The following is a 23496-nucleotide window of genomic DNA, read 5'->3' on the forward strand; positions in this document are numbered from 1 at the left end:
CCCCTCTCCCGGCCTCGCTACGCTCGACCTCCCTCTCCCCCTAAAGGGGGCGAGGGGAAGTTACCCAACAGCGCACGCTAAACGGAATCCCTGTCACCAGTGGGCGAAAGCCGGACGCTCGTGCTCTATGTCGAAGAAGATTCCGGCTTTCGCCGGACTGACGGCGCAGGTCGCCTCAATTCACCATTCTCGACATCCTGCCAGAACGGCTTCCGATCCGCGCTATCGCGACAGAAATTCGAGCGCGGCCGCATTCACCGCGTCCGGCCGTTCGGTCATCGGCCAATGGCCGACTCCCGAATAGACGATCACGGTCGCGTCGCTGCAGCCGGTCGCGAATTTCAACGCCCCCGAGACCGGGCAGACGCCGTCCTCCGCGCCCCAGATCACAAGAACCGGCTGGTTCAATGCACCAAGGCGGACGGTAAGATCGGGCAATCGCATCGTCCCCAGCACTTCGGGCGGCTGCGTCCGCGCCACCAGCGCACGCGCGGCCACGGCCTCGTCGCTGACGGCGGACCGATCGCTCACGAAGCTTTCCAGCATGGTTCGCATGCGGGCTTCGTCCATCTCGCCCGGCTGCGGCACCAGCATGCGCTGCACCATCGGCTGCGCGAAATAGGTTTCCCGGCTTTCGAGCGCGCCGGGTGCGATCAGCACGGCCCGTGCCACCAGATCGGGATAGCGCAGCGCCGCATCGATCGAGATCGCGCCGCCGAGCGAGTTTCCGAAGAACGCGCTCCGGGTGATGCCAATGTGCGTGAGCGCTTCGACCAGAGCGTCGGTGAAGCGCTCAAGCGGATAGCCATCGTCATCGACCGGTTTGCTGGAGGCGCCGAAACCGATCAGGTCCGGAACCACGACCCGATATCCCGCATCGACGAATGCATCGATATTGGCGTGGAAATGCACCACGCCGCCGGCGCCGAGGCCTGCGCCATGCACCATCACGACGGGCACGCCCTGACCGAATTCGGCCAGGCGGATATCCCCGCCGCTTGCGAGCGGCACATCGCGAAGCCGCGGTTCCGCGCGGATCCTCATTACGACGCGATCCCGGCCGCCTTGCGCTGCTGCTCCCACAGCGCGAATTCCTGCGCCACGCCCTTGTTGCGTTGTTCCATGCCGTTCAGATGATTGGCTTCGGCCCAATCCCAGGAGCGCCGCCGCGCCTCGCTCGACCGCTGGATATGCGGGATCACATATTCGGCGATGAGTTCATAGTGGCGCTTGGTCGCGGGATAATCGGCCCAGTTATGCGCGCAATCGAGAATGGCGCCGAAACCCCCGTTCGATTGCTCCCACAATTTGTCGATGCGCGCGATCAGATCGTCGGGCGTGCCGATCACGGTATGCTGCGCGATCATGGCGTCGATCTGTTCGTCGAGCGTCGCCGCATGGGCGCCCGGCTTGGCCACCGGGAAGGTGGCGACGCGCTGGAAATAGTCCAGCCACTGCCCCAGCCCATGGCGCACATTGGCCCGCGCCTGTTCGCGCGTTTCGGCGATGTGGAAGTTTCCGACCACGCGCCAGTCCGCCCGATTGATCGTCTGGCCGTTCTGCTGCGCCGCATCGCTCCAGATATCATAGGCGGCCTGGAGGGCGTTGAACGCCGCGTCGGACGAGGTGGTCGCCGACAACAGGCCCAGACCATAGGTGCCGGCGATGCGCGGCCCGCCCGGGGAGACCGCCGACGACATGAAGATCTGCGGATGCGGCCGGGTATAGGGAAGGATGTGGCAGCGCGCATCCTTGAGCTCCCAATGATCGGTCTTCATCGTCACCGTCTCGCCGCGCAGCAGCGGCAGCAGGGCATCGAAACCCTGCATGACATTGGTGCGCAGCTCGGTCTGTTCCCGGCCGATCATATGCACGTCCGACGGCAGCGCGCCGGGGCCGAATCCGAACATCACACGGCCGCGCGTCTGATGGTCGAGCTGGATGATCCGATCCGCCGCCATCAGCGGATTGTGATAGGGCAATGAGATCACGCCGGTTCCGAAGCGGATATGCTTGGTGCGTTCGGCCGCGGCCGCGATGAAGATCTCGGGCGAGGCGATCACTTCCACGCCCGCGGAATGATGCTCGCCGATCCATGCTTCGTCGAAACCGAGCCGATCGAGATGCTCGACGAGATCAAGATCGCGATGCAGCGCGAGATGCACGCTCTTGTTCAGATTGGCGTGATAGGGCGCCATGAACGCACCGAACCGCAGACCCTGTTTTTCCAACACCTCGCGCATCGCGCCACTCTCCCATGATGCCGGTCGCTCCTCGACGACGGCTCAGGAAAGTTATGTCGCCCCGTCCAAATCGTCAACCCGGTTTATCTATCGTGAAATTAACCGCCGATTTCCGGGCCCTTGATCAGCCACGGCCGACAAAGGGCATGGTGGTCGGCATGATCATCAGCGACGCGATGTTCGCCTCGACCGGCAGGGCCGCCATCTGCGCGACGGCCTGGGCGACGAGGTCCACGGGGATTGTCGGTTCGCTGGCGATATGGCCGTCCGCCTGCATCACGCCCGACACCATCGCGCCGGTCATGGCCGTCGCCGCATTGCCGATATCGATCTGGCCGCAGGCTATGCCGTGACGGCGCCCTTCGAGTGCCGTCGCCTTCGTCAATCCGCTGACCGCATGTTTGCTGGCGGTATAGGCCGCGGCATCCGGACGGGGCGAATGCGCGGAGATCGATCCGTTGTTGATGATGCGGCCACCCTGCGGATCCTGTGCCCGCATCAGGCGCATCGCGGCGCGCGTGCACAGGAAGACGCCGGTCAGATTCGTGTCGATCACCCGGCGCCAGTCGGCGGGATCGAGGTCCGCGATCGGGGTTGGCGCCATGCCCGTGCCGGCATTGTTGAACAGCAGATCGAGCCGCCCGAAGCGCGCCGAAACATCGGCGAAGAGCCGATCGACCGAGCCGGCATCGGTGACATCCGCGGCAATGGCATGCGCGCCCGGAATCTCGCGGGCGGCGCGATCGATCTTATCCCGGTGTCGGCCGGTGAGGATCACGGCGAAGCCCAGCTTCGCGAGTTCCACGGCAGCCGCCCGGCCAATCCCGCTGCCGCCGCCCGTTATCAGTGCAACCTTCATCCTGCCGCCTCCTCTGTCGATCGCGGATCGGTGGCACCGGCGTCCGCGAAAGTCGATCAAAAAGACATCCGGGTTGACGAATCGATATTCGGCGACTTCATGTGGCGATCGGCAAAGGGGAATGACATGACAGGAAATCGACGCGACAGACGTTCGGCGGCATGGTTCGGCCTCGACAGTCCGACGGGGCTGATCCACCGGTCCTGGCTGCGCAATCAGGGCATCCCGGCATCGATGCTGGACGGCCGCCCCGTCATCGGCATCTGCAACAGCTGGTCGGAACTGACGCCCTGCAACGCCCATCTTCGGGATCTGGCCGATTATGTGAAGCGCGGCGTCTACGAAGCCGGGGGATTGCCGCTGGAGTTCCCCGTCATGTCGCTGGGTGAAACGCTGATGCGGCCGACGACCATGCTCTACCGGAATCTGGTCAGCATGGATGTCGAGGAATCGATCCGCGCCAACCCGATCGACGGGGTGGTGTTGCTGTGCGGCTGCGACAAGACCACGCCGGCATTGGCGATGGGGGCGGCAAGCGTCGATCTGCCGACCATCGTGGTGTCCGGCGGGCCGATGCTCAACGGAAAATTCGAAGGCGCCACGATCGGTTCGGGAACCAGCCTGTGGAGCATGTCCGACGCGGTCCGCGCGGGGCGGATGACGATGGCGGAGATGGCGGGCGTCGAAGCCGGGATCTCGCGGTCTCCGGGAAGCTGCATGACGATGGGCACGGCGTCGAGCATGGCGGCGATGATGGAGGCCATGGGGCTTGCCCTGGCGCAGAATGGCGCGATCCCGGCAGTCGATTCGCGCCGCCGCATGCTCGCGCATGAATCGGGCCGCGCGATCGTCGGCCTGGTCGAACGCGATGTCCGTTTGTCGCAGTTGCTCGTGCGCAGCGCCTTCGAGAACGCGTTGCGGCTGAACGCGGCGCTCGGCGGGTCGACAAATGTCGTGATCCATCTGCTCGCCATCGCCGGGCGCGTCGGCGTACCGCTCGATCTCGACGATATCGACCGCCTCAATCGCGACATACCGCTGCTCGCCGACGTGATGCCGGGCGGAGGCCGGTTGATGGAGGATTTCTATTATGCCGGCGGCGTGCCCGCGGTGATGCGCCGGCTGGGGGAATTGATCGATCGCGACGCCCCCGCCGTCACCGGCACGATCGGCGACATGATCGCGGATGCCCCCTGCTGGGACGACACGATGATCCGGCCGATGGCGGACCCGATCAAGCCCGCCGGCGGCATCGCCGTGCTGCGCGGGAACCTCGCGCCCGACGGCGCCGTCCTCAAACTCTCGGCCGCGACGCCCGCCCTGCTGACGCATCGCGGCCCCGCGCTCGTGTTCGACGGCGTCGCCGATCTCAAGCGCCGCATCGACGATCCGGCGCTTGGCGCCACCGCAGACAGCGTCCTGGTCCTTCGCGGTGCGGGTCCGCGCGGCTATCCCGGCATGCCGGAGGCGGGCAGCCTTCCCATTCCGGCGGCGCTTCTGGCCCAGGGCGTCAGCGATATGGTGCGCATTTCAGACGCGCGGATGAGCGGCACCTCGGGCGGTACGGCGATCCTTCACGTCACGCCGGAAGCCGCCATCGGCGGACCGCTGTCACTGGTCCGCGACGGGGACATGATCGAGCTCGACGTCGCGGCACGGCGCCTGCACCTGGACGTATCGCAGGAAGAACTGGCGCGGCGCGGTGCGGAAAACTGGCAGGCGCCGTCACCGGTCTATGCCGGCGGCTATGCCGATCTCTATCAAATGCATGTGCAGCAGGCAGATCGCGGCGCGGACTTCGATTTCCTGCTCGGCTGCCGGGGTTCGGACCCGCCGCCCGCCTACTGATCGCCAGGGGCGGGCTTTACCCGATCGTCGGCAACCTCAGGAACGGCTGGCCGCCACGGCGCGCGCCTGCCCGCCCGAGCGCGCCGGCCCTTGCTGCGTCACCTCTTCCGCATTCCAGCTATCCTTCGCCAGGTTCGGCGCGGCGGCGATTTCGACCATCACTTCCGCCCATATCTCCATCTTCTCCGGGCCGACCCGTTCCGCAACCGCTTCGAGCACGCTTTCCTGGCAACGATCGAGCGCCGCCTCGAACTTTCGGCCGGCGGGGGTGAGCTTTACCGATTTGGCGCGCCGATGCAGCGGATCGACCTCGACCTGCACCAGATTTGCGCGAAGAAGCCCGTGAATTGATTTGTGAAGCGCCTGTTTCGATGTGCCGTTTCGCACCGCGAGTTCGCTCAGCGAGCGAGCAACGCCCTTGCTCAGGGAATCGAGCACACGATGATGGTTGCGCCACAATTTGCGGCGTATGAGCAGAACGTCTGATTCCTTCGCGACATTCATGAGCGCGAACCAGACGAGATTTACGTAGCGCTTGAGGTCGTCGCTACCACCACTGCTCTGCACGATTCATTGTCCTGTAAGACGAATATCACCCGATGCGATACGGCAGTCGCATGCCGTTGTCGATTGAGCGCCACCCCGCATCGCGAAACCCGCCGAACGACGCGCGGGTCATGGACCAGGTCTATTCCCGGCCCGCCCGGATCGCCGCACCGGCCGCAAAGGGTGCCATGCCCACCAGCAACAGGCTGGCCGCCGCAAGCAGTTTCATGCCGCCGCCGCCGAATTCGCCGAGCGAACCGGCGCCGAAGATGATCAGCGGCACCGCCAGCGGCAGCAGCAGCAGCCCGGCAAGCGCGCCGGCGCCGCGCAGTCCCGCGGTGATCGCGCCGATCGTCACGCCAAGCGCGGCAAGACCCGGCGTGCCGAGCGCCAGCCCCAGTTCCAGCCGCCACAGCGTCGGACCATCGAGATTGAGCAGCGCCGCGGCGGGCAGGGTCGCGATCATCAATGGCGGGCCGAAGCTCAGCCAATGCGCGACGATCTTGGCGGCCGCGACCGCTTCGTCGCTCACGCCGCGTATCGCGATCTGGTCGAGCACGCCTGCCTGCGCGTCGGGCTCGATCAGCCGCTCGATCGGCAGCAGCGCCGCGAGCAGCGCCGCGATCCAGACCACCCCGCCGCCCGTGCGCGCAAGAAGCTGCGCGTCCGGCCCGACCGCGAAGGGGAACAGGATCGCGACCAGCAGGAAAAAGGCGACGGGCAGCAACGCCCCGCCCGCGCGATAGGCCAGCGCGACATCACGGCGCACGAGCAGGAACAGCAGCGTCACAGGCCGATCTCCCGTGCCCCATCGAGCCGGAGCGGCTGATGCGAGGCGGCGAGGACGAGGCCGCCCGCGGCACGATGCGCCGCCATCGCGGCTTCGAGCCGGGCGATCGAATCGACATCCAGCCCATTGCCGGGCTCGTCGAGCAGCCAGATCGGTGCCGCGCTCGCGATGACCCGGGCCAGTGCCGCGCGCTTGCGCTGGCCGGTTGACAGCATTCGCACCGGCACCGGGGCAAGATGCGCGAGGCCCATCGTGTCGAGCCCCTGCGCGACCCGGCTGGCGTCGCCATCGAGCTTCGCCCAGAAAGCGAGTGCCGCGCCAAGGCTCGCCTGACGGTCGAGCGCGCCATTCTCGTCGGCCAGCGCGATACCGCCGACCCGCAGGATATCTCCGGCCACGGGGGTGAGCAGGCCCGCCGCAAGCCGCAACAGGCTCGACTTGCCGACGCCATTGGGGCCGGTCACCAGCGCCGCTTCGCCGGGGGCAAGCGCGAAGCCCAATCCCTCGAACAGCAGCCTGCCGCCGCGCAGACAGGCGACGTCACGAAATTCGAGCCGGGCTTCGCTCACCCGGGCTCGACCTCGCGCACCTGATCCTCCAGCGCATGCATGTCGGCGTCCGACAGGCCGAAATGATGGCCGACCTCATGGATCAGCACATGCGTGACCAATGCCTCGAGCGAGACGCCGGTTTCGACCCATTCGTCGAGCAGCGGCCGGCGATAGAGATGGATGGTGGCGGGCATGTCGCCGGTCGCGGCGGGCTGGCCGATCGGCCGGCCCGAATACAGGCCGGTCAGGTCGAACGGATCCTCGATCCCCATCTCGTCGAGAATCGCCTCTTCCGCGAAATCCTCGACGATCAGCAGCACACCCGCCAGATGGACGCGGAACCCCTCGGGCAGCCGCTCCATCGCGGTGCGCGCCAGCGCCTCGATATCCGCAGCACTCGGCGCGTAGCGCGCCTGTTGACCTGTTCCCGACATGCCGCGACATAAGCAGAATAGCCGGGAATTGCCTAGGGAGAGACGCATGGTGGATCAGCTCAGCGAAGCGGAGCGCGAAGACGCGCTCGACGGGCTTCCCGACTGGGATCACGACGAAGCGCGCGACGCGATCTCGCGCAGCTTCACCTTCGAGAATTTCTCCGAAGCCTTCGCCTTCATGACGCGCGTCGCCATGCTGGCCGAGGCGGCCGATCATCATCCCGAATGGTCCAACGTCTACAACCGCGTCGACATCCTGCTCACCACCCATGATGCGGGCGGGCTCTCCGAACGCGATATCGAAATGGCCGAAGCGATCGACGCGCTGGTGGATTGACCGCCCCTATTCCTTCGCCCCCAGCCGCACGCCGAGCTTCTTGCGGAGCATGCCGGGCATCCAGCGCGCCGCAAACGCCAGCGACTTCGCGGTCTTGCCGATAATTGTATGGACCCTGTCGCCATGCGCGGCATCCCATGCCGCCTGCGCCACCTGTTCGACGGGCGTGAATTCGAGTCCCGCGGCCGCTACATTCTCGCGCGCGGTGCCGTTGCTGCCCGCCGTCACCACGCTCAGCAACGGCGTATCGATGAAGCTCGGCATGATCGAGCGCACCTTGATGCCCAGCGGACGCCACTCGATGTCGAGCGCCTCGGTGAAGCCGCGCACCCCGAACTTGCTCGCCGCATAGACCGCCAGGCCGGGACCGCCATAGATGCCGGCGGCCGAACAGGTGTTGACCATGCAGGAACCCGGCGTCGCCTTGAGCAAGGGCAGCGCCATATGCGCGCCGTTGATCACGCCCTTCAGATTGACGTCGATCAGCCGGTCGCTGTCCTCGGGATTGCTCATCTCGAACTGGCCGCCGCCGGCGATCCCGGCATTGTTGAACAATATGTCGAGCCGGCCGCCGCTCGCCACGGAGAAGCCGTCGAGCGCCGCCTGCCACTGGGCGCGATCGCGCACGTCCATCCGATGCGTGCTCGATCGGCCTTCGGGCAGCATCGCCGCGGTTTCGGCAAGGCCCGCCTCGTTGACATCGGCAAGCCCGACGAACCAGCCACGCTCGGCGAACAGCAGCGCCGCCGCCCGCCCGATGCCCGATCCGCCACCGGTGATGAAGATCGACTTCATGCTCCTCTCCCAATTGAACGCAGCAAACCACAATGACGATGCGGGTGCCAGCCGGATTCCCGCCATTACTTACATAATGGTCAGTTAGATCAAGCGGCACGATGTTCCAGAGCCTTTCCTGGGCGCTTCCCAGCCGAAAAACCGGTTCCCACTTTTTCGGGAAGCGCTCTAGAACATCGCGATGGCCGACGCCCCCGCAGTCCGTTTCGACGCCGTGACCAAGGCCTATGACGGCCGGGCGGCGGTCGATTCGCTGTCGCTCTCGATCGCGCGCGGCAGCTTCGTCGCGCTGGTCGGCGGATCGGGATCGGGCAAGACGACTTTGCTCAAGACCGTCAACCGGCTGGTCCAGCCCGATGGCGGCAGCGTCTCGATCGATGGCGAGGACATTGCCGGCCTCCCGCCGCCCCTGCTGCGCCGGCGGATCGGCTATGTCTTCCAGAATGTCGGGCTGTTCCCGCATATGAGCGTCGCGGAGAATATCGCGATCGGTTTCCGCCTCGATCGCCGCGATCCGGGCGACCGCGTCGCGGCGCTGCTCGATCTGGTCGATCTGCCGCGCGACATGGCGGGCCGTATGCCCGATGCGCTGTCGGGCGGCCAGCGCCAGCGCGTCGGCGTCGCGCGGGCGCTCGCGCTCGAACCCGCGCTGATGCTGATGGACGAGCCGTTCGGTGCGCTCGACCCGGTGACCCGCGATCAGCTGGGCACCGCCTATCGCGCGCTTCATGACCGGCTGGGGCTGACGACCCTGCTCGTCACCCACGATATGGCCGAAGCCTTGCTGCTCGCCGATCGCGTGCTGGTGATGGCGGCGGGGCGCATCGTCGCCGACGCGACGCCACAGGCATTGCTCGCCGGGCGGGCAGGCGCTGGCGCCGATGCACTGGTCGCGGTGCCCCGCGCGCAGGCCGAGCGGCTGCGCCGGCTGGAGCAGCAGGGGTGAGCGAGGCGCTGGCCCGCCTGCCCGGCCTGCTTGCGGCGCATGTCCTGTTGTCGGCGGCGGCGTTGCTGCTGGCGCTCGCGATCAGCCTGCCGCTGGCCGTCGCCGCGGCGCGGCGCCCGGCCCTGGCCCGGATCGCGCTCGGCATTGCCAGCCTGATCCAGACGATTCCCGCGCTGGCCTTGCTGGCGCTCTTCTATCCGATCCTGCTCGGTCTCTCCGCGCTTGTCGGCGGCGGCATTCCCGCGCTCGGCTTTCTGCCCTCGCTGCTCGCTCTCACGCTTTACGCATTGCTCCCGATCCTGCGCAACGCGGTCACCGGCCTGACCGGGCTCGATCCGGCGGTGATCGAGGCGGCCGACGGGGTCGGCATGACGCCGGGGCAGAAATTGCGGCTGGTCGAAGCGCCGCTGGCGGCGCCGGTGGTGATGGCGGGCGTCCGCACCGCCGCGGTCTGGACGATCGGCGCGGCGACCCTGTCCACCACCGTCGGACAGCCCGGTCTGGGCGATCTCATCTTCGCGGGTCTCCAGACACAGGATTGGACGCTGGTCCTCACCGGCTGCCTCGCCTCCGCCGCGCTGGCGCTGACCGCCGATGCGCTGCTCGGGCTCATCGCGCTCGGCCTGGCGAAGCGGCGCCGGTTCCTGGTCTGGACAGGGCTGGTCCTGCTCGCAGGCGGCATCGTCGCGGCTGCCCTGCCCCGGCTGATGCCCGCGTCGGCGCGCGACACGGTGGTGATCGGCGCCAAGAACTTCTCCGAACAATATATATTGGCGCGGCTGATCGGCGACCGGCTGAGCGCGGCCGGATATCGGGTCGAATATCGCGAAGGACTGGGCTCGGCCGTGATCTTCCGGGCGCTCGCGGCGGGCGATATCGACGTCTATGTCGATTATTCGGGGACATTGTGGACCAACGAGATGAAGCGCGGCGACGTGCCCGCGCGCGGCGCGATGATCGCCGCGATCGGCGACTGGGCGAAGCGCGTCCACCACGTCTCGCTGATCGGTCCGCTCGGCTTCGAAAATGCCTATGCGCTGGCGGTGCGCGGCGCCGATGCGCAGCGGCTCGGCCTCAGGACGATCGACGATCTGGCGCGGGTGAGTGCGGAGATGACGCTGGGCGCCGATCTCGAATTTCTCGAACGCCCCGAATGGGCGATGCTGCGCCGCGCCTATCCGCTGCGCTTCGCCGCCCAGCGCGCCTATAGCCCCACATTCATGTTCCGCGCGCTCGAAAGCGGACAGGCCGATGCCATCTCCGCCTTTTCCTCGGACGGGCGGATCGCCGCGATGAAGCTGATGGTGCTGGCCGATCCGAAGGGCGCGATCCCGGGATATGACGCGCTGCTGCTCGCGGCCCCGCGCCGCGCCGGCGATGCGCGCTTCGTCGCGGCGTTGCGGCCGCTGGTGAATGCCATTCCGGTCGAAACCATGCGCGAGGCCAATTATCGCGTCGACCGCGACACCGACAAGCAGAGCCCGCAGGCCGTCGCGCGCTGGCTCGACGCGCGGATCGGCGAACGATAGAAGGCCGCCGATGCGTTCGTCCGTCCTGCGCCTGGTGTTCGCGCCGCTCGTCCTGCTGCTGCTCGCTGTGTCGCAGCCGGCGGCGGCACAGGTGGTCGCCACATTCTACAGCCACGAATTCGGCGAGCATTTCCCGCACGCCTTCTTCACGCTGAAGGGCAAGACCATCGCAGAGGGCGCGCCGGTCGACACCAATTACGGCTTCACGCCCAAATCGGTGACGCCCGCAATCCTGTTCGGTTCGGTCGCCGGCCGGCTCGATACCGCCGACCCCCATTATATCGCGCAAAGCGATGCGCAATTCATGGTGACGCTGACCGACGCGCAATATCGCGCGATGCTCGCGGTGGTCGAACGGTGGCGGGTGCGCAAGAGCCCGAGCTACAATCTGGGCAGCGCCAATTGCGTGCATTTCGTCGGCGAGGCCGCGCAGGCGGCCGGGCTGAAAGTGACCTTTCCCAAGCCGCTGATGAAGAAACCGCGCAGCTATCTCCAGTCGCTGATCGCGCTGAACCCCCAGGTGACCGTCCTCAGGCGTTGATCGCAAGAATCGGGATGTTCCCCTCCTGTTCTTCTGCTATACGCGACTCATGAGCACCGCACAGATCGAGCGCGCCCGCGCCTTCGCCGCCCTTCACGTCAAGGGCGATCCCGTGATCCTCTATAATATCTGGGACGCCGGCAGCGCCCTGGCGGTCGTCAAGGCCGGCGCCAGGGCGCTCGCGACCGGCAGCGCCTCGGTCGCCGGCGCCAGCGGCTTCACCGACGCGCAGGGGCTGCCGATGGACGCGGCGCTCGCCAATCTCGAACGGATCACCGCCGCGGTCGACCTGCCGGTGACGCTCGATTTCGAGGGCGGCTATGCGACCGATCCCGCCGAGGTGGCGGCGAATGTCGCCAGGGTGGCGGCGGCCGGCGGCGTCGGCATCAATTTCGAGGACCAGGTGATCGGCGGCGAAGGACTTCACGGCATCGCCGACCAGTCGGCGAAGATCGCGGCGATCCGTGCGGCGGCAGGCGGCGACTTCTTCATCAACGCCCGTACCGACATCTTCCTGAAGGCCGGGGCCGACACGCATGACGAAGCCATGGTCGACGCGGCGCTGGAACGCGCCCGCGCCTATGAAGATGCCGGCGCCAGCGGCTTCTTCGCGCCGGGCATGAAGGACGAGGCGCTGATCGCGCGGCTGACCGAGGGCACGGCATTGCCCGTCAACATCATGGACTATCCCGGCGTGCCCGACGCCAAACGCCTCGCCGCGCTCGGCGTCGCACGGATCAGCCACGGTCCCTTCCCCTGGCGGCTGGCGATGAAGGCGCTCGAGGAGGGCGCCAGGGCCGCCTTCGCCTGACTATTTTCCGGTGACCCGCTCCAGCGGGTTGCTGTGGCTCCAGACGCGGACCGGCTTGCCGTCCTTGCCCATTTCGAAGGTCAGCGGCTCCGCCAGGCTGTCGTCCGGGCGGATGCGGCGGAAGACATTGCCTTCGACATGGCGATAACGGTCGAGGTCTTCGACCGGATTGCCCGCATAAAGGCCGATGCCGACCAGTTCCTCGCCATAGGGCAGGAAATAGGTGTCATAATCGTAGCCCGGCCGGTTGTAGACGCCTTCATAGATCGAGAGATCCACCTTCGGCGCCGCCTTGGGCGTCGCGGGGGCAGCCGGCTTGTCGGGGAACGCCGCCTTGATGTCGCCCGCGACCAGATCGTAGAGCCCGCGCGTGATCGCCTCCGGGCTGACGTCGTTGACGTTGACCATCGCGATCACTGCGACCTTGTCCTGCGGGCGCATCATCAGGCTGGTGCGATAGCCGGGGCAGTAGCCGCCATGCCCGATCATCGTCTTGCCCTTGTAGGTGTTGACCGCGAAGCCGAGACCCCAGGTCTCGTCTGCCTTGTCCGGCGTCATCCAATGGACGCGCTGCATCTCGCGCAAGGTCGACGATTTGAGCACCGGATCGCCGCCGTCGAGCACGCGGAACTGCCATGACGCGAAGCGGCCGAGATCCTCGACGGTCGAGGCGAAACCCGCGGCCGGTGCGATCGCGTTGACGGTGTAGAAGGGAAAGGCCGCGCGCTCGCCCTTGCCGGTGCGCGCCTTGTATCCCACCGCAAATGCCTTGCCGTGAAGCGCCCGGGGCAGTTCGGACGTGGTGCTCGAAAGCCCGATCGGATCGAGCAGCCGCGCCTTCACATAGGCATGATAATCCTGGCCCGACGCCGCCTCCACCTGCTGGCCGAGCAGAGTCAGGCCGAGATTCGAATATTGGAGATAATCATAGGTCCGGTAGAGATTGGTCTGCTCCGACAGGCGCTTTTTCACCGTGTCGAGATCGGGGAAGGAGGCGGTCGTCCAATAGGGCGTGTCCGATTCGCGCGGCAGCCCCGCGACATGCGACATGATCGCGCGCGCCGTGACCGGCCCGTCGGGCTTGTCGACGTCATGGATGCTGTACCAGGGCAGATAGTCGGCAACGGGCCTGTCGATGTCGAGCTTACCCTGGTCGCGCAGCTGCATCGCGGCGATCGCGGTGAACAATTTGGAGACCGAACAGATGCTGTAGCGCGTCTGCGGCGTCGCCGGCACTTTCGCCGCCAGATTGGCGTAGCCGAATCCCTTCGACCAGAGGATCTTCTGATCATGGACGATCGCGACCGACGCGCCGGGAACCGCTTCCTGCTCCAGATAGGTTTCGAGCCATTTTTCCGCAGCGCGCAATTTGGCATCGAGCTTGGCCTGGCCCGCCGCATCCTGTGCTTGTGCCGGAACGGCGAGACCCAAAGCGACCACCGTCGAAAGGAAATGCCCGAATTTCATGCGTCCGCCCCCTTGATCGATGACCAAGGCTAAGCCGTGGCCATGTCGATGAAAAGTGGGGATTGTTACAATTTGCGACCGAGCCTTTCGCAAAGCTGACCGATCCGTTCCCGGAACGTTCAGCGCGAATCACGCATTGAGTGTGCGTGCCGGCGGTACCGGCTCCCGAATCGGGGGGCGGCCGGCAGGAGAATGAGGAGTAAGATCATGCGTAAGTTGATCATCGGTATCCTGATGGCGGCCACCGTCATGCCGGCGGCCGCAATGGCCCAGTCGCCGGGCGAATTGCGCCGCGACCGCCAGGACGTCCGCGAGGAACAGCGCGAGCTGAACCGCTCGATCCGTCGCGGCGACCACCCGCGCGAAGTCCGCGAACAGGCTCGCGACGTGCGCGACGCCCGCCGCGAATATCGCGAGGACCTGCGCGACCGCGACCGGTCCTGGGGCCGCAACGACTGGCGCAACCATCGCCAGGGCAATCGCGGGCTCTATTCGCGCGGCAACTGGCGGGCGCCGTTCCGCTACCAGCAGTTCCGCGCCGGCGTGCGTATCCAGCCGACCTATTACAATCAGCGCTACTGGATCGCCGATCCCTGGCGCTATCGCCTGCCGCGCCCTTCGATGAACCAGCGCTGGGTGCGCAACTATGACGATCTGCTGCTCGTCGACATCCGTCGCGGCATCGTGATCGACGTGATCCGCGGCTTCTACTGGTAAGGTAGAGCCACGACATGGCGGCCCCGGGAGGACACTCCCGGGGCCGCTTGCCGTTGTGCGACAGGGCGTTATATCCGGGCAATACACGAGTTCCGGAGTCCCCATGACCTTGCTTCCGATCCGCGCGCTGCTGCTCGCTGCAGCGGCCACACTTCCCGTTCCGCTATTTGCCCAGGCCGCACCCGCGCCGGCCGTTGCAGAATCGCCCGACGCCGCGCTCAAACGACTGTTCGCCGAAAGCGACGAGGCCAGCCTGAAGCGCAACCCGATCTCCGCGATCTTCCGCGGCGACCTGCGCTATGCCGACCGGCTCGGCGATTTCGGTTCAGATGCCTATTTCGACGCCGAACGCGCCGCCGCGCAGCAGGATCTGAAGCGCCTGAAAGCGATCGACCGTGCCGCGCTGACCCCAGTCAACCAGATCGCCTATGACGTGTTCGAATATAATACGCTCGACACGCTGGAGACGCTGACCCCCGAATATCTGGCGGTGACCGCGGTGCGGCCGATCGACCATTTCTTCGGCCTGCACGTCTTCTATCCCGGTTTCGCCTCGGGCAAGGGCGCCGCGCCGTTCAAGACGCTGGTCGATTATGAGAACAACCTGAAGCGTCACAAGGATTATATCGCGGCGCTCGACCGTTCGATCGCCCGTTTCCGCGAGGGCATGAAGAGCGGCGTCACCCAGCCGAAACTGATCGTCAACAACATGATCGACCAGTTCGACCTGCAGATCGCGCAGGGCGTGGAAGGATCGACCTTCTACGAACCGGTCAACCAGTTCCCCGCCGGCATCTCCGCCGCCGATCAGGCGCGGCTGAAGCGCGACTATGCCGCCGCCATCCGCGACGGCATCCTGCCCGCCTATGTGCGGCTGCGCGATTTCCTCAAGACCGAATATCTGCCCGCCGCGCGCGAGGGCGTCGGCCTGGTCCATATGAAGGGCGGCGCCTGGCTTTATGAAAAGCTGATCAAGAGCAACACCACGTTGCCGATGACCGCCGATCAGATCCACCAGCTCGGCCTGTCCGAAGTCGCGCGGATCCGCGGCGAGATGGAGACGATCAAGACCAAGGTCGGCTTCAAGGGCACGCTCGCCCAGTTCTTCGACCACATCCGCAGCGATCCCAAGTTCAAGATGACGTCGCGCGACGCGATGCTCCAGGCCTATTACGACATCGGCAAGCGCGTCGATGCGCGGGTGCGCGAGCAATTCTCGACCATCCCCAAAATGCCGCTCGAGATCCGCTATTACGAGGCCTATCGCGAAAAGACCTCGGCGGGCGGTTCGTACGAATCCGGCCTGGCCGACGGCTCGCGCCCCGGCGTCTTCTATTTCAACGCCTATGACCTGCCGTCACGCACGACGCCGGGGATGGAGACGCTCTTCCTGCACGAAGGCGTGCCCGGCCACCATTTCCAGATCGCGCTGTCGATCGAGAATACCGAACTGCCCGCCTTCATGCGCTTCGGCGGCAACACCGCCTATAATGAAGGCTGGGGGCTGTACGCCGAGTCGCTGTGGAAGGAGCTCGGCATGGAGACCGACCCCTATCAGCGCTTCGGCGGACTCGACGACGAGATGCTGCGCGCGATGCGGCTGGTGGTCGACAGCGGCATCCATGCCAAGCGCTGGACCCGCGATCAGGCGATCCAGTACATGCTCGACAATTCGAGCATGGGAAAGACCGACGCCACCGCCGAGGTCGAGCGCTATATCGCGATTCCCGGCCAGGCATTGGCCTACAAGATCGGCCAGCTCACCATTTCGCGGCTGAAGGCCAAGGCACAACAGGCGCTGGGAGCGAAATTCGACCCCCGCGAGTTCCATGCCGAAATATTGATGACCGGATCGCTGCCGATGCCGGTGCTGGAGAAGAAGATCGACGACTGGATCGCGTCGAAGAAATAGGCATTTCGACTCAATCCCGTTCGGGCTGAGCTTGTCGAAGCCCTGTTCTTCTTGGCCACAGAGGCAGAAGAAAGGACAGGGCTTCGACAAGCTCAGCCCGAACGGTTGCGATATCCGTACGAAATTCCGTCCGTCATATTGCATTTCATCGACGCCGATCTGTCGTCGATCGACCAGCGCTCCCCCTATTGCGGCAATGGCGCTATCCGCGCGCGCATCATGAGACCGCAACCGGCCCCGACCTCGCATCCGCTGATCCGCGCGCTGATCGCCACGGCATTGCTGCTGCCGATCGCGGCGCTGCCACTCGCCTATCCCGACGATCGGCCGGCTGAAATGGCCCGCGGCTGATCCCATGCGTCACCCCAGCGAAGGCTGGGGTCTACCAACCAGATCGCGCCATTCCTGTGGGAGATGCCAGCCTCCGCTGGCATGACGGTTTAGGGCAATGCTTCAAACCCGCTTATAGAAGATCGTCGTCGCTTCCGGCGTACCGCCGACATTCAGCGCATAGTCCGGAATGCTTCCGACCTCGACCCAGCCCGTCCGGCGATAGATGCGTTCGGCTGCCGCGCCTGCGGTATCGAGCACGAGCAGGCGCAATCCCATGACACGCGCCTGGATTTCGGCCGCGTCCATCAGCGCCTGACCGGCGCCCTGCCCGCGTGAACCGGGGTGGACGAGCAGCTTGGCGATGTCGCCGCGATGCGGTTGATTGTCGGTGCCGGCGCGGACGACCATCACCGTACCGACCGGCGCATCACCGTCGAACGCGACGAGCAGCGCACTGCCGCCATCGGCGACGCCGGCGCGGCGCGCACGCCAGAAGGCCGTCGCGCGATCCTGCGTCAGATCCGCCAGGAAGCTGACCGAAGCTCCGTCCGCCACACAGGCGAGCAATATCGCGCCGAGCGCGTCCGCATTGGCGTCGATCCACGCGGCATCGACGGTGCGGACCGCGATCACGCCGCCAGCGCCTCGGCGATCAGCTTGCGGCTATTCTCCATGCCGTAAAGCGCGATGAAGCTGCCCATGCGCGGCCCCTGTTCGGCGCCCAGCAGCGTCTCGTACAGCGCCTTGAACCAGTCGCGCAGGTTCTCGAACCCGCCTTCCTTGCCGACGGCATAGACCTCGTTCTGGATCGTCTCCGCATCGGCGTCGGTGGGCAGCGCCGCCAGCCGCGCGTCGAGATCGCTCAGCGCCTTGGCCTCCAGTTCGCTCGGCGCGCGGCGCTTGAGCGTCGGCGCGACGAAATCGCGGTGATAGGCCAGCGCATGGTCGATCAACCGGTCGAGCGCGGGATATTTGGCGGGATCGGCATCGGGCACATAATTGGCGAGATAGCCCCAGACCTGATCCTTGCCGGCTTCCCCCATCACGCCGACCAGGTTGAGCAGCAGGCCGAACGTGACCGGCAGCGCTTCCGACGGAACATCGCCATTGTGGATATGATGGACGGGATTGCCGAGCTTCTGCTCGATCGGCTGGTTCGGCCAATTGGCGCGGAACTGCCAATAATCGTCCACCGCACGCGGGATCACGCCCATGTGCAGCGCCTTCGCCTTGCGCGGCTCGCGATAGATGTAAAAGGCGAGGCTCTCGTCGGGGCCATAGGTCAGCCATTGCTCGAGCGTCAGGCCGTTGCCCTTGGACTTGGAGATCTTCTCTCCCTTCTCGTCGAGGAACATCTCGTAATTGAAGCCTTCGGGCGGGCGGGCACCGAGCACGCGTGCGATCTTCGAGCTTTGCGTGACCGAATCGATCAGGTCCTTGCCCGACATCTCATAATCGACGCCCAGCGCGACCCAGCGCATCGCCCAGTCGACCTTCCATTGCAGCTTGGCCGCGCCCGACAGGATCGACTGCTCGATCGTCTCGCCCTCATCCTCGAAGCGGACGATACCGTTCTCCGCATCGACCACGGTGACAGGTACCTGGAGCACGATGCCCGACTTCTTCGAGATCGGCAGCACCGGCGAATAGGTCACCTGGCGTTCCTTGCCGAGCGTCGGCAGCATTACGCCCATGATCGCGTCATAATGCTTCAGGATCAGCTTCAGCGTCTCGTCGAAGCGGCCCGAGGCGTAGATTTCGGTCGAGCTCATGAACTCGTAATCGAAACCGAAGCGGTCGAGGAATTCGCGGAGCATCGCATTGTTGTGATGCGCGAAGCTCTCATGCGTGCCGAAGGGATCGGGAATCTGCGTCAGCGGCTTGCCGAGATGGCCGCGCAGCATCTCCTGATTCGGCACATTGTCCGGCACCTTGCGCAGGCCGTCCATATCGTCGCTGAACGCGATCAGCCGCGTCGGCACGTCGGAAATCGCCTGATAGGCCTGGCGCACCAGGGTCGTGCGCAGCACTTCGTTGAACGTGCCGATATGCGGCAGGCCCGATGGGCCATAGCCGGTCTCGAACAGGATATGGCCCTTGGCGGGCGCACCGTCGGGATAACGCTTGAGCAGCTTGCGCGCTTCCTCGAACGGCCAGGCCTTCGAATCGATCGCTGCGGCACGCAAGTCACTCACTGGTGTTGCCCTTTCGTTCTTGTTCGTCATAACGGGGTGAATGGCGGCCTCTTTGCCCTATCCCGCGCTGCATGCAAGCCATGCCGGCATCTGGATCGCATCTCCCGACGGGGAGACGCGTGGGATGAGCCGTGGCGAAGCGATCGCGCGCGCCGCCGAAACGCCGATGATCGTGCTCAATGCACCATTGGTCGGCCAACGGCTGGGCTATCCCGAATTGTCGGGACTCGACCTGCTCGAACTGTTCGCCTTCGTCCATCCGGCGCGATTCGCGGTGCCGACGCCCAAGGGGCTGGCGCGCGCGATCGGCCTGGCCCCGCCCAGCGACGACACGAGCGCGGCGGGTTTTCTGCGCAATGCCGCACAGGCCCTGCTCGAACGCCCCGACGATCCGCATTGGATGGAACGCGAAGGCGCGTGGAGCATGGCGCAATCGCTCCACCGGCTGGGCTGGCCCTGGGGCCGCGTTCTGGGCGAGCGCCTGAAACAACCCGAGCGTAGCGAACGCTGGCTGTTCGCGCGGCTGCCGGAATGGGAGGAGAAGGCGCCGCGCGCGGCGCCGCGCACCGTCTCGCTCCCGATATCGGACGTCACCGACCGGCTCGACCTGCTCACCGGCCACGGCGCGGAGGCGCGCCCCGGCCAGCGCGGCTATGCCGAAGCAGTGACCGAAGCGTTCGAACCCCGCGCGCGGCGCGACGAACCCAACATGATCCTGGCCGAAGCGGGCACCGGCATCGGCAAGACATTGGGCTATCTCGCCCCCGCCTCGCTCTGGGCCGAGCGCGCCGACGGCGCGGTGTGGATCTCGACCTATACCAAGGCGCTGCAGCGCCAGCTCAACCGCGAAAGCGAAAGGCTGTTTCCCGATCCCGTGCTGCGCCGTCGCAAGGTCGTGGTGCGCAAGGGGCGCGAAAATTATCTCTGCCTGCTCAATCTGGAGGACGCGCTGCAAGGCGGCTTCAACGGCCGTGCCGCGATCCTGGCGCAGCTCGTCGCGCGCTGGGCCGCCTATTCAGCTGATGGCGACATGGTGGGCGGCGATCTGCCGGGTTGGCTGCCATCACTGTTCCGCCGCAACGGATCGACCGCGCTCACCGACCGCCGCGGCGAATGCGTCTATGCGGGCTGCCCGCATTACCGGAAATGTTTCATCGAGCGCGCGTCGCGGGCCAGCGCCGATGCCGATATCGTCATCGCCAACCATGCGCTGGTGATGGTCAACGCCGCACGCGGGCGCGAAGCGGCGAATCGCCCGAGCCGAATCGTCTTCGACGAAGGCCATCATCTGTTCGACGCCGCCGACGCGATGTTCTCGACCGCATTGTCGGGACAGGAAGCGATCGAGCTGCGCCGCTGGATCACCGGCCCCGAAGGTTCTGCGCGCGGGCGGCGGCGCGGGCTGGCGGCGCGATTGTCCGACGTCGCAAGCTATGACGATGAAGGCAGCCGCGCGATCGTCGCCGCGGTCACCGCCGCGCAGGCACTGCCGTCGGACGGCTGGCTCCAACGGCTGAACGAAGGCGCCCCGTTCGGTGCGATCGAGGCCTTGCTCGCGGCGGTGCGCGGGACGGTTTTCGGGCGCGATGCCGGCGAGGATGCCGGCTATGGCCTGGAAACCGAAATGGCCGAGCTCGACGGCGCGATCGTCGCCGCCGCGCAGCCCGCGGCGGCAGCGCTCGATGCGATCCTGCGCCCGCTGGTGGCGCTTGGCCGCCGGCTGGAAGCGGTGATGGAGGACGGCCCCGACTGGCTGGACGGACAGGCACGCGCGCGCGTCGAAGGCGCGATCGCGAGTCTCGGCTGGCGCGCCGATATGCTCGGCGGCTGGCTGTCGCTGCTGTCGCGGATCGGCGGCCCGGCGGATCCCGATTTCGTCGACTGGCTGGCGGTCGACCGGATCGAGGGGCGCGAGATCGATATCGGCCTGCATCGCCACTGGCTCGATCCGACGCGGCCGGTGGCGGAGATCGTGCTGAAACCCGCGCATGGCGTGCTCGTCACCTCCGCGACGCTCAAGGGCGGCGGCGACTGGGATACCGCCGAAGCGCGCACCGGCGCGCCCCATCTCGCCCATCCGCCGCACCGGTTCGAGGCGCCGAGCCCATTCGACTATGCCGCACAAGCCGAAGTGCTGATCGTCACCGATGTGAAGAAAGGCGATATCGCACAGCTTGCCGGCGCCTTCGGCAAACTGATCGTCGCGGCGGAGGGCGGCACGCTGGGCCTGTTCACCGCGATCCGGCGGCTGCGCGCGGTCCATGCCCGCATCGCCGACCGGCTGGCGCGCGACCGGTTGCCGCTTTACGCCCAGCATGTCGATCCGATCGACACCGGCACATTGGTCGATATCTTCCGCGACGATCCACGTGCCTCGCTGCTCGGCACCGATGCGCTTCGAGATGGCGTCGACGTACCCGGCGATTCGCTGCGCATGGTGGTGATGGAAGGGGTGCCCTGGCCCAAGCCGACCGTGCTCCATGCCGCGCGGCGCCTGGCCGGCGGCGGCAGCGCCTATGACGACCGGCTGATCCGCGCGCGGCTGGCACAGGCGTTCGGGCGGCTGATCCGGCGCACCGACGATCGCGGGATCTTCGTCATGCTTTCATCCGCAATGCCGTCACGGCTGCTGACCGCCTTTCCCGCGGGCACGCCGATCAGCCGCGTGACGCTCGACGAAGCGGCGATTCGCGTGCGCCAGCGACTTTCATCCGTCACGATTTCGGGGCAAGAGGCCGCGGAAAGCATGACGGAGAGGGAATGAAGACGCTCAGCCTGTTGCGGCACGCGAAATCGAGCTGGGACGATCCGGTGGCGCGCGATTTCGACCGCGCGCTCAACAAGCGCGGTATCCGGGGCGCGCGACTGATCGGCGAATATATGCGGCGCGAGGGGCTGGAGTACGACCATATCGTCTCGTCGCCCGCGGTCCGCTGCACCGAGACGCTCGACCATCTCTGGGAAGGGCTGGGCCGTACGCTGCACGCGTCGTGGGACCGGCGCATCTATCTGGCGTCGTGCGTCACATTGCTCGACGTGGTGAACGACCAGCCCGATTCGGCCGCGCATGTCATGATGTGCGGCCACAATCCGGGACTGGAGGATCTGATCCTGCTGCTGGTGCCCGATCGGGCCGGCGACCCGTTGCGCGATGCGGTCGAGGAGAAATTCCCGACCGCGGCGCTTGCCGAAATCCATTTCGACGTCGAGCGCTGGGCCGATGTGAAGGCCGGTACCGGCCATTTCGTCCGGCTGATGCGGCCGCGCGACCTGGATGCCGCGCTGGGGCCTGAAATCGATGGCTGACCCGACACTGCGTCGCGCCACCGCGGCCGATGCGGCCAAGCTCGAGCTGCTCGGACAGGCGACATTCCTCACTGCCTTCGCCTATGATCATCCCGGCGACGCGCTGGTGACGCACTGCCGGGACCAGCATTCATCGGCATTCTATGCCGCCTGGGCCGACAGCGCTGATCATGCGCTGTGGCTGATCGAAACCGAACTGGGTGCGCCGATCGGCTATGCCGCGCTGACTCCGCCCGCGCTCGATATCCCGGTGGCCGATGGCGATCTGGAACTCAAGCGCATCTATACGCTGACCGGCTGGCAGAATGCGGGACTGGGGCGGCGGCTGATGGACGCCGTGACCGCCGAGGCACGTCTGCGCGGCGCAAAGCGCCTATATCTGTGCGTGTACGAGATCAACACCGCCGCCCAGCGCTTCTACGCGCGCCTCGGCTTCGAACGCGTCGGACGCCAGGATTTCAGGGTCGGCGACGTGATCTTCCACGACTGGATCCTGGCGCTGGAGCTTTAGAATCTGCTCCGATAGCGGAGTCGACGCGACAGCGCCGCCGACACGGCGTTTATTCGAGTGAAACGCGACCTTAGCGGTCTGGCGCCGACTCAGGCGTCGGCGAGCGCGCGAGCGAGGTCGGCACGGACCTGCCGCAGCCCCGGCAGCATGCTGACGGCTGGCAGTGTCGCGGGTGCCGGCGTTATGACGGGCGCGGGTGTCACCACGGTCGATACAGGCGCAGGTGCCGATTCCGCCATGGGCGCGGAACGCTGGCTCAGCAGCTTCTGCACACCCTTGATGGTGTAGCCTTCCTGGTTGAGCAGCCGGTTGATCCGCTGCGCCAGCGCGACGTCCTCCGGCCGGTAATAGCGGCGTTTGCCGGCGCGCTGGAGCGGACGAAGCTGGGGAAAGCGCGTTTCCCAATAGCGCAGGATATGCTGAGGCAGACCGAGCGAATCGGACAGCTCGCCGATGGTGAGGAAAGCGCCGGCAGCCTTGTCGCTCATGCCGCGCTCACCCGGCCTTGACGATGCGATCGCGCAACATCTGGCTGGCACGGAAGGTCAGCACGCGCCGCGGCGCGATCGGCACCTCGATGCCGGTCTTCGGATTGCGGCCGACGCGTTCGCCCTTGTCGCGCAGCACGAAGCTGCCAAAGCCCGAAATCTTGACGTTCTGGCCGTCGGCCAGCGCGCCGCACATATGGCCGAGGATCTGCTCGACGAGCTTCGACGACTCGGCACGGGAAAGGCCGATTTCGCGATGCACCGAATCCGCAAGGTCGGCCCTGGTCAAAGTGGGTGCAGCCATCGTGAATCCCTCAGTCTAAGCGCCGATTTTCAT

General features: G+C 66.3%; 25 protein-coding genes. 12 read left to right on the forward strand and 13 right to left on the reverse strand.

All coding sequences use genetic code 11. The annotated features are described in order from the left end of the window. Window positions 1–222: 222 nt before the first annotated feature. From AC3WN8_RS14120 to AC3WN8_RS14130, 3 genes are all read right to left on the reverse strand, one after another. The gene (locus tag AC3WN8_RS14120) at window positions 223–1044 is read right to left on the reverse strand and encodes an alpha/beta fold hydrolase (protein WP_492670081.1); all 822 of its coding nucleotides are present in this window, start codon (window positions 1042–1044) and stop codon (window positions 223–225) included. After that, window positions 1044–2243, reverse strand: a complete 1200-nt coding sequence (locus AC3WN8_RS14125; RefSeq protein WP_492670082.1) for an LLM class flavin-dependent oxidoreductase — start codon at window positions 2241–2243, stop codon at window positions 1044–1046. The genes AC3WN8_RS14120 and AC3WN8_RS14125 overlap by 1 nt, the downstream gene beginning before the upstream one ends. A gap of 124 nt (window positions 2244–2367) precedes the next feature. Beyond that, window positions 2368–3102 carry an SDR family oxidoreductase gene (locus tag AC3WN8_RS14130; protein WP_492670083.1) on the reverse strand — a complete coding sequence of 245 codons (735 nt, stop codon included), beginning with the start codon at window positions 3100–3102 and terminating at the stop codon, window positions 2368–2370. Window positions 3103–3228: 126 nt separating this feature from the next. Between AC3WN8_RS14130 and AC3WN8_RS14135 the strand changes: the two genes are divergently transcribed. After that, the gene (locus tag AC3WN8_RS14135) at window positions 3229–4950 is read left to right on the forward strand and encodes an IlvD/Edd family dehydratase (protein ID WP_492670084.1); all 1722 of its coding nucleotides are present in this window, start codon (window positions 3229–3231) and stop codon (window positions 4948–4950) included. Between the two features lie 36 nt (window positions 4951–4986). Here the strand turns inward: AC3WN8_RS14135 and AC3WN8_RS14140 are convergent, their stop codons facing one another. The 4 genes from AC3WN8_RS14140 to AC3WN8_RS14155 form a co-directional block, all read right to left on the reverse strand. After that, window positions 4987–5517, reverse strand: a complete 531-nt coding sequence (locus AC3WN8_RS14140; RefSeq protein WP_492670085.1) for a MarR family winged helix-turn-helix transcriptional regulator — start codon at window positions 5515–5517, stop codon at window positions 4987–4989. Window positions 5518–5638: 121 nt separating this feature from the next. After that, the gene (gene ccmB, locus AC3WN8_RS14145; protein ID WP_492670086.1) at window positions 5639–6286 is read right to left on the reverse strand and encodes a heme exporter protein CcmB; all 648 of its coding nucleotides are present in this window, start codon (window positions 6284–6286) and stop codon (window positions 5639–5641) included. After that, window positions 6283–6855 (reverse strand): heme ABC exporter ATP-binding protein CcmA, encoded by a 573-nt coding sequence (gene ccmA / locus AC3WN8_RS14150; protein WP_492670087.1) that lies wholly within the window; start codon window positions 6853–6855, stop codon window positions 6283–6285. The genes ccmB and ccmA overlap by 4 nt, the downstream gene beginning before the upstream one ends. Then, window positions 6852–7271, reverse strand: coding sequence for a metallopeptidase family protein (locus AC3WN8_RS14155; RefSeq protein ID WP_492670088.1), 420 nt, complete (start codon window positions 7269–7271; stop codon window positions 6852–6854). The genes ccmA and AC3WN8_RS14155 overlap by 4 nt, the downstream gene beginning before the upstream one ends. Window positions 7272–7317: 46 nt before the next feature. Between AC3WN8_RS14155 and AC3WN8_RS14160 the strand changes: the two genes are divergently transcribed. After that, window positions 7318–7608, forward strand: a complete 291-nt coding sequence (locus AC3WN8_RS14160) for a 4a-hydroxytetrahydrobiopterin dehydratase (protein ID WP_492670089.1) — start codon at window positions 7318–7320, stop codon at window positions 7606–7608. Window positions 7609–7614: 6 nt separating this feature from the next. Here the strand turns inward: AC3WN8_RS14160 and AC3WN8_RS14165 are convergent, their stop codons facing one another. Next, window positions 7615–8403: an SDR family oxidoreductase gene (locus AC3WN8_RS14165; protein ID WP_492670090.1), complete on the reverse strand. Its 789-nt coding sequence runs from the start codon at window positions 8401–8403 to the stop codon at window positions 7615–7617. Window positions 8404–8584: 181 nt separating this feature from the next. Between AC3WN8_RS14165 and AC3WN8_RS14170 the strand changes: the two genes are divergently transcribed. The 4 genes from AC3WN8_RS14170 to AC3WN8_RS14185 are packed head-to-tail and all read left to right on the forward strand — an operon-like array spanning window position 8585 to window position 12230. Further along, on the forward strand, window positions 8585–9349 hold the full coding sequence (locus AC3WN8_RS14170; protein ID WP_492670091.1) for an ATP-binding cassette domain-containing protein: 765 nt from the start codon (window positions 8585–8587) through the stop codon (window positions 9347–9349). Continuing rightward, on the forward strand, window positions 9346–10878 hold the full coding sequence (locus AC3WN8_RS14175; RefSeq protein WP_492670092.1) for an ABC transporter permease/substrate-binding protein: 1533 nt from the start codon (window positions 9346–9348) through the stop codon (window positions 10876–10878). The genes AC3WN8_RS14170 and AC3WN8_RS14175 overlap by 4 nt, the downstream gene beginning before the upstream one ends. Before the next feature lie 10 nt (window positions 10879–10888). Further along, window positions 10889–11419 carry a hypothetical protein gene (locus AC3WN8_RS14180; protein ID WP_492670093.1) on the forward strand — a complete coding sequence of 177 codons (531 nt, stop codon included), beginning with the start codon at window positions 10889–10891 and terminating at the stop codon, window positions 11417–11419. Between the two features lie 49 nt (window positions 11420–11468). Next, window positions 11469–12230, forward strand: a complete 762-nt coding sequence (locus AC3WN8_RS14185; protein WP_492670094.1) for an isocitrate lyase/PEP mutase family protein — start codon at window positions 11469–11471, stop codon at window positions 12228–12230. On the opposite strand, the gene AC3WN8_RS14190 is transcribed toward AC3WN8_RS14185, so the two are convergent. Continuing rightward, complete coding sequence (locus AC3WN8_RS14190) at window positions 12231–13697, reverse strand: serine hydrolase domain-containing protein (RefSeq protein WP_492670095.1); 1467 nt, start codon at window positions 13695–13697, stop codon at window positions 12231–12233. A gap of 207 nt (window positions 13698–13904) precedes the next feature. Here AC3WN8_RS14190 and AC3WN8_RS14195 point away from each other — a divergent pair, with 207 nt between their 5' ends. The 3 genes from AC3WN8_RS14195 (at window position 13905) to AC3WN8_RS14205 (ending at window position 16677) form a co-directional block, all read left to right on the forward strand. Further along, window positions 13905–14414, forward strand: a complete 510-nt coding sequence (locus AC3WN8_RS14195) for an RcnB family protein (RefSeq protein ID WP_492670096.1) — start codon at window positions 13905–13907, stop codon at window positions 14412–14414. A gap of 103 nt (window positions 14415–14517) precedes the next feature. Next, window positions 14518–16326 (forward strand): DUF885 domain-containing protein, encoded by a 1809-nt coding sequence (locus AC3WN8_RS14200; RefSeq protein ID WP_492670097.1) that lies wholly within the window; start codon window positions 14518–14520, stop codon window positions 16324–16326. A 138-nt stretch (window positions 16327–16464) separates the two neighbouring features. Beyond that, on the forward strand, window positions 16465–16677 hold the full coding sequence (locus AC3WN8_RS14205) for a hypothetical protein (protein ID WP_492670098.1): 213 nt from the start codon (window positions 16465–16467) through the stop codon (window positions 16675–16677). A 102-nt stretch (window positions 16678–16779) separates the two neighbouring features. Here AC3WN8_RS14205 and AC3WN8_RS14210 read toward each other — a convergent pair whose 3' ends face one another. Together AC3WN8_RS14210 and AC3WN8_RS14215 are read right to left on the reverse strand one after the other, a co-directional pair. After that, window positions 16780–17292 carry a GNAT family N-acetyltransferase gene (locus tag AC3WN8_RS14210; RefSeq protein WP_492670099.1) on the reverse strand — a complete coding sequence of 171 codons (513 nt, stop codon included), beginning with the start codon at window positions 17290–17292 and terminating at the stop codon, window positions 16780–16782. Then, window positions 17289–18884 (reverse strand): lysine--tRNA ligase, encoded by a 1596-nt coding sequence (locus tag AC3WN8_RS14215; RefSeq protein WP_492670100.1) that lies wholly within the window; start codon window positions 18882–18884, stop codon window positions 17289–17291. Before AC3WN8_RS14215 ends, AC3WN8_RS14210 begins: the two co-directional genes overlap by 4 nt. A gap of 10 nt (window positions 18885–18894) precedes the next feature. On the opposite strand from AC3WN8_RS14215, the gene AC3WN8_RS14220 reads away from it, so the two are divergent. Genes AC3WN8_RS14220 through AC3WN8_RS14230 form a run of 3 tightly spaced genes read left to right on the forward strand, consistent with a single transcriptional unit; the run spans window position 18895 to window position 22671 of the window. Then, window positions 18895–21618 carry an ATP-dependent DNA helicase gene (locus AC3WN8_RS14220; RefSeq protein ID WP_492670101.1) on the forward strand — a complete coding sequence of 908 codons (2724 nt, stop codon included), beginning with the start codon at window positions 18895–18897 and terminating at the stop codon, window positions 21616–21618. Beyond that, a complete protein-coding gene (locus tag AC3WN8_RS14225) occupies window positions 21615–22160 on the forward strand; it encodes a SixA phosphatase family protein (RefSeq protein ID WP_492670102.1) in 546 nt (181 codons plus the stop codon). Before AC3WN8_RS14220 ends, AC3WN8_RS14225 begins: the two co-directional genes overlap by 4 nt. Further along, complete coding sequence (locus AC3WN8_RS14230; protein WP_492670103.1) at window positions 22153–22671, forward strand: GNAT family N-acetyltransferase; 519 nt, start codon at window positions 22153–22155, stop codon at window positions 22669–22671. The genes AC3WN8_RS14225 and AC3WN8_RS14230 overlap by 8 nt, the downstream gene beginning before the upstream one ends. An 89-nt stretch (window positions 22672–22760) precedes the next feature. Here AC3WN8_RS14230 and AC3WN8_RS14235 read toward each other — a convergent pair whose 3' ends face one another. Both AC3WN8_RS14235 and AC3WN8_RS14240 read right to left on the reverse strand, forming a co-directional pair. Continuing rightward, the gene (locus AC3WN8_RS14235; RefSeq protein ID WP_492670104.1) at window positions 22761–23159 is read right to left on the reverse strand and encodes a MerR family transcriptional regulator; all 399 of its coding nucleotides are present in this window, start codon (window positions 23157–23159) and stop codon (window positions 22761–22763) included. Window positions 23160–23166: 7 nt separating this feature from the next. Continuing rightward, window positions 23167–23463, reverse strand: a complete 297-nt coding sequence (locus AC3WN8_RS14240; protein ID WP_492670105.1) for an integration host factor subunit alpha — start codon at window positions 23461–23463, stop codon at window positions 23167–23169. Between the last annotated feature and the right edge of the window lie 33 nt (window positions 23464–23496).

Source organism: Sphingobium sp. FW305-3-2-15-F-TSA7, from assembly GCF_058787155.1.

Coding starts and splice junctions, on each gene's coding strand:
- AC3WN8_RS14120 (WP_492670081.1), bottom strand. CDS start 1,044: ATGAGGATCCGCGCGGAACCGCGGCTTCGCGATGTGCCGCTCGCAAGC.
- AC3WN8_RS14125 (WP_492670082.1), bottom strand. CDS start 2,243: ATGCGCGAGGTGTTGGAAAAACAGGGTCTGCGGTTCGGTGCGTTCATG.
- AC3WN8_RS14130 (WP_492670083.1), bottom strand. CDS start 3,102: ATGAAGGTTGCACTGATAACGGGCGGCGGCAGCGGGATTGGCCGGGCG.
- AC3WN8_RS14135 (WP_492670084.1), top strand. CDS start 3,229: ATGACAGGAAATCGACGCGACAGACGTTCGGCGGCATGGTTCGGCCTC.
- AC3WN8_RS14155 (WP_492670088.1), bottom strand. CDS start 7,271: ATGTCGGGAACAGGTCAACAGGCGCGCTACGCGCCGAGTGCTGCGGAT.
- AC3WN8_RS14160 (WP_492670089.1), top strand. CDS start 7,318: ATGGTGGATCAGCTCAGCGAAGCGGAGCGCGAAGACGCGCTCGACGGG.
- AC3WN8_RS14165 (WP_492670090.1), bottom strand. CDS start 8,403: ATGAAGTCGATCTTCATCACCGGTGGCGGATCGGGCATCGGGCGGGCG.
- AC3WN8_RS14170 (WP_492670091.1), top strand. CDS start 8,585: ATGGCCGACGCCCCCGCAGTCCGTTTCGACGCCGTGACCAAGGCCTAT.
- AC3WN8_RS14180 (WP_492670093.1), top strand. CDS start 10,889: ATGCGTTCGTCCGTCCTGCGCCTGGTGTTCGCGCCGCTCGTCCTGCTG.
- AC3WN8_RS14185 (WP_492670094.1), top strand. CDS start 11,469: ATGAGCACCGCACAGATCGAGCGCGCCCGCGCCTTCGCCGCCCTTCAC.
- AC3WN8_RS14190 (WP_492670095.1), bottom strand. CDS start 13,697: ATGAAATTCGGGCATTTCCTTTCGACGGTGGTCGCTTTGGGTCTCGCC.
- AC3WN8_RS14195 (WP_492670096.1), top strand. CDS start 13,905: ATGCGTAAGTTGATCATCGGTATCCTGATGGCGGCCACCGTCATGCCG.
- AC3WN8_RS14200 (WP_492670097.1), top strand. CDS start 14,518: ATGACCTTGCTTCCGATCCGCGCGCTGCTGCTCGCTGCAGCGGCCACA.
- AC3WN8_RS14215 (WP_492670100.1), bottom strand. CDS start 18,884: ATGACGAACAAGAACGAAAGGGCAACACCAGTGAGTGACTTGCGTGCC.
- AC3WN8_RS14220 (WP_492670101.1), top strand. CDS start 18,895: ATGGCGGCCTCTTTGCCCTATCCCGCGCTGCATGCAAGCCATGCCGGC.
- AC3WN8_RS14225 (WP_492670102.1), top strand. CDS start 21,615: ATGAAGACGCTCAGCCTGTTGCGGCACGCGAAATCGAGCTGGGACGAT.
- AC3WN8_RS14230 (WP_492670103.1), top strand. CDS start 22,153: ATGGCTGACCCGACACTGCGTCGCGCCACCGCGGCCGATGCGGCCAAG.
- AC3WN8_RS14235 (WP_492670104.1), bottom strand. CDS start 23,159: ATGAGCGACAAGGCTGCCGGCGCTTTCCTCACCATCGGCGAGCTGTCC.
- AC3WN8_RS14240 (WP_492670105.1), bottom strand. CDS start 23,463: ATGGCTGCACCCACTTTGACCAGGGCCGACCTTGCGGATTCGGTGCAT.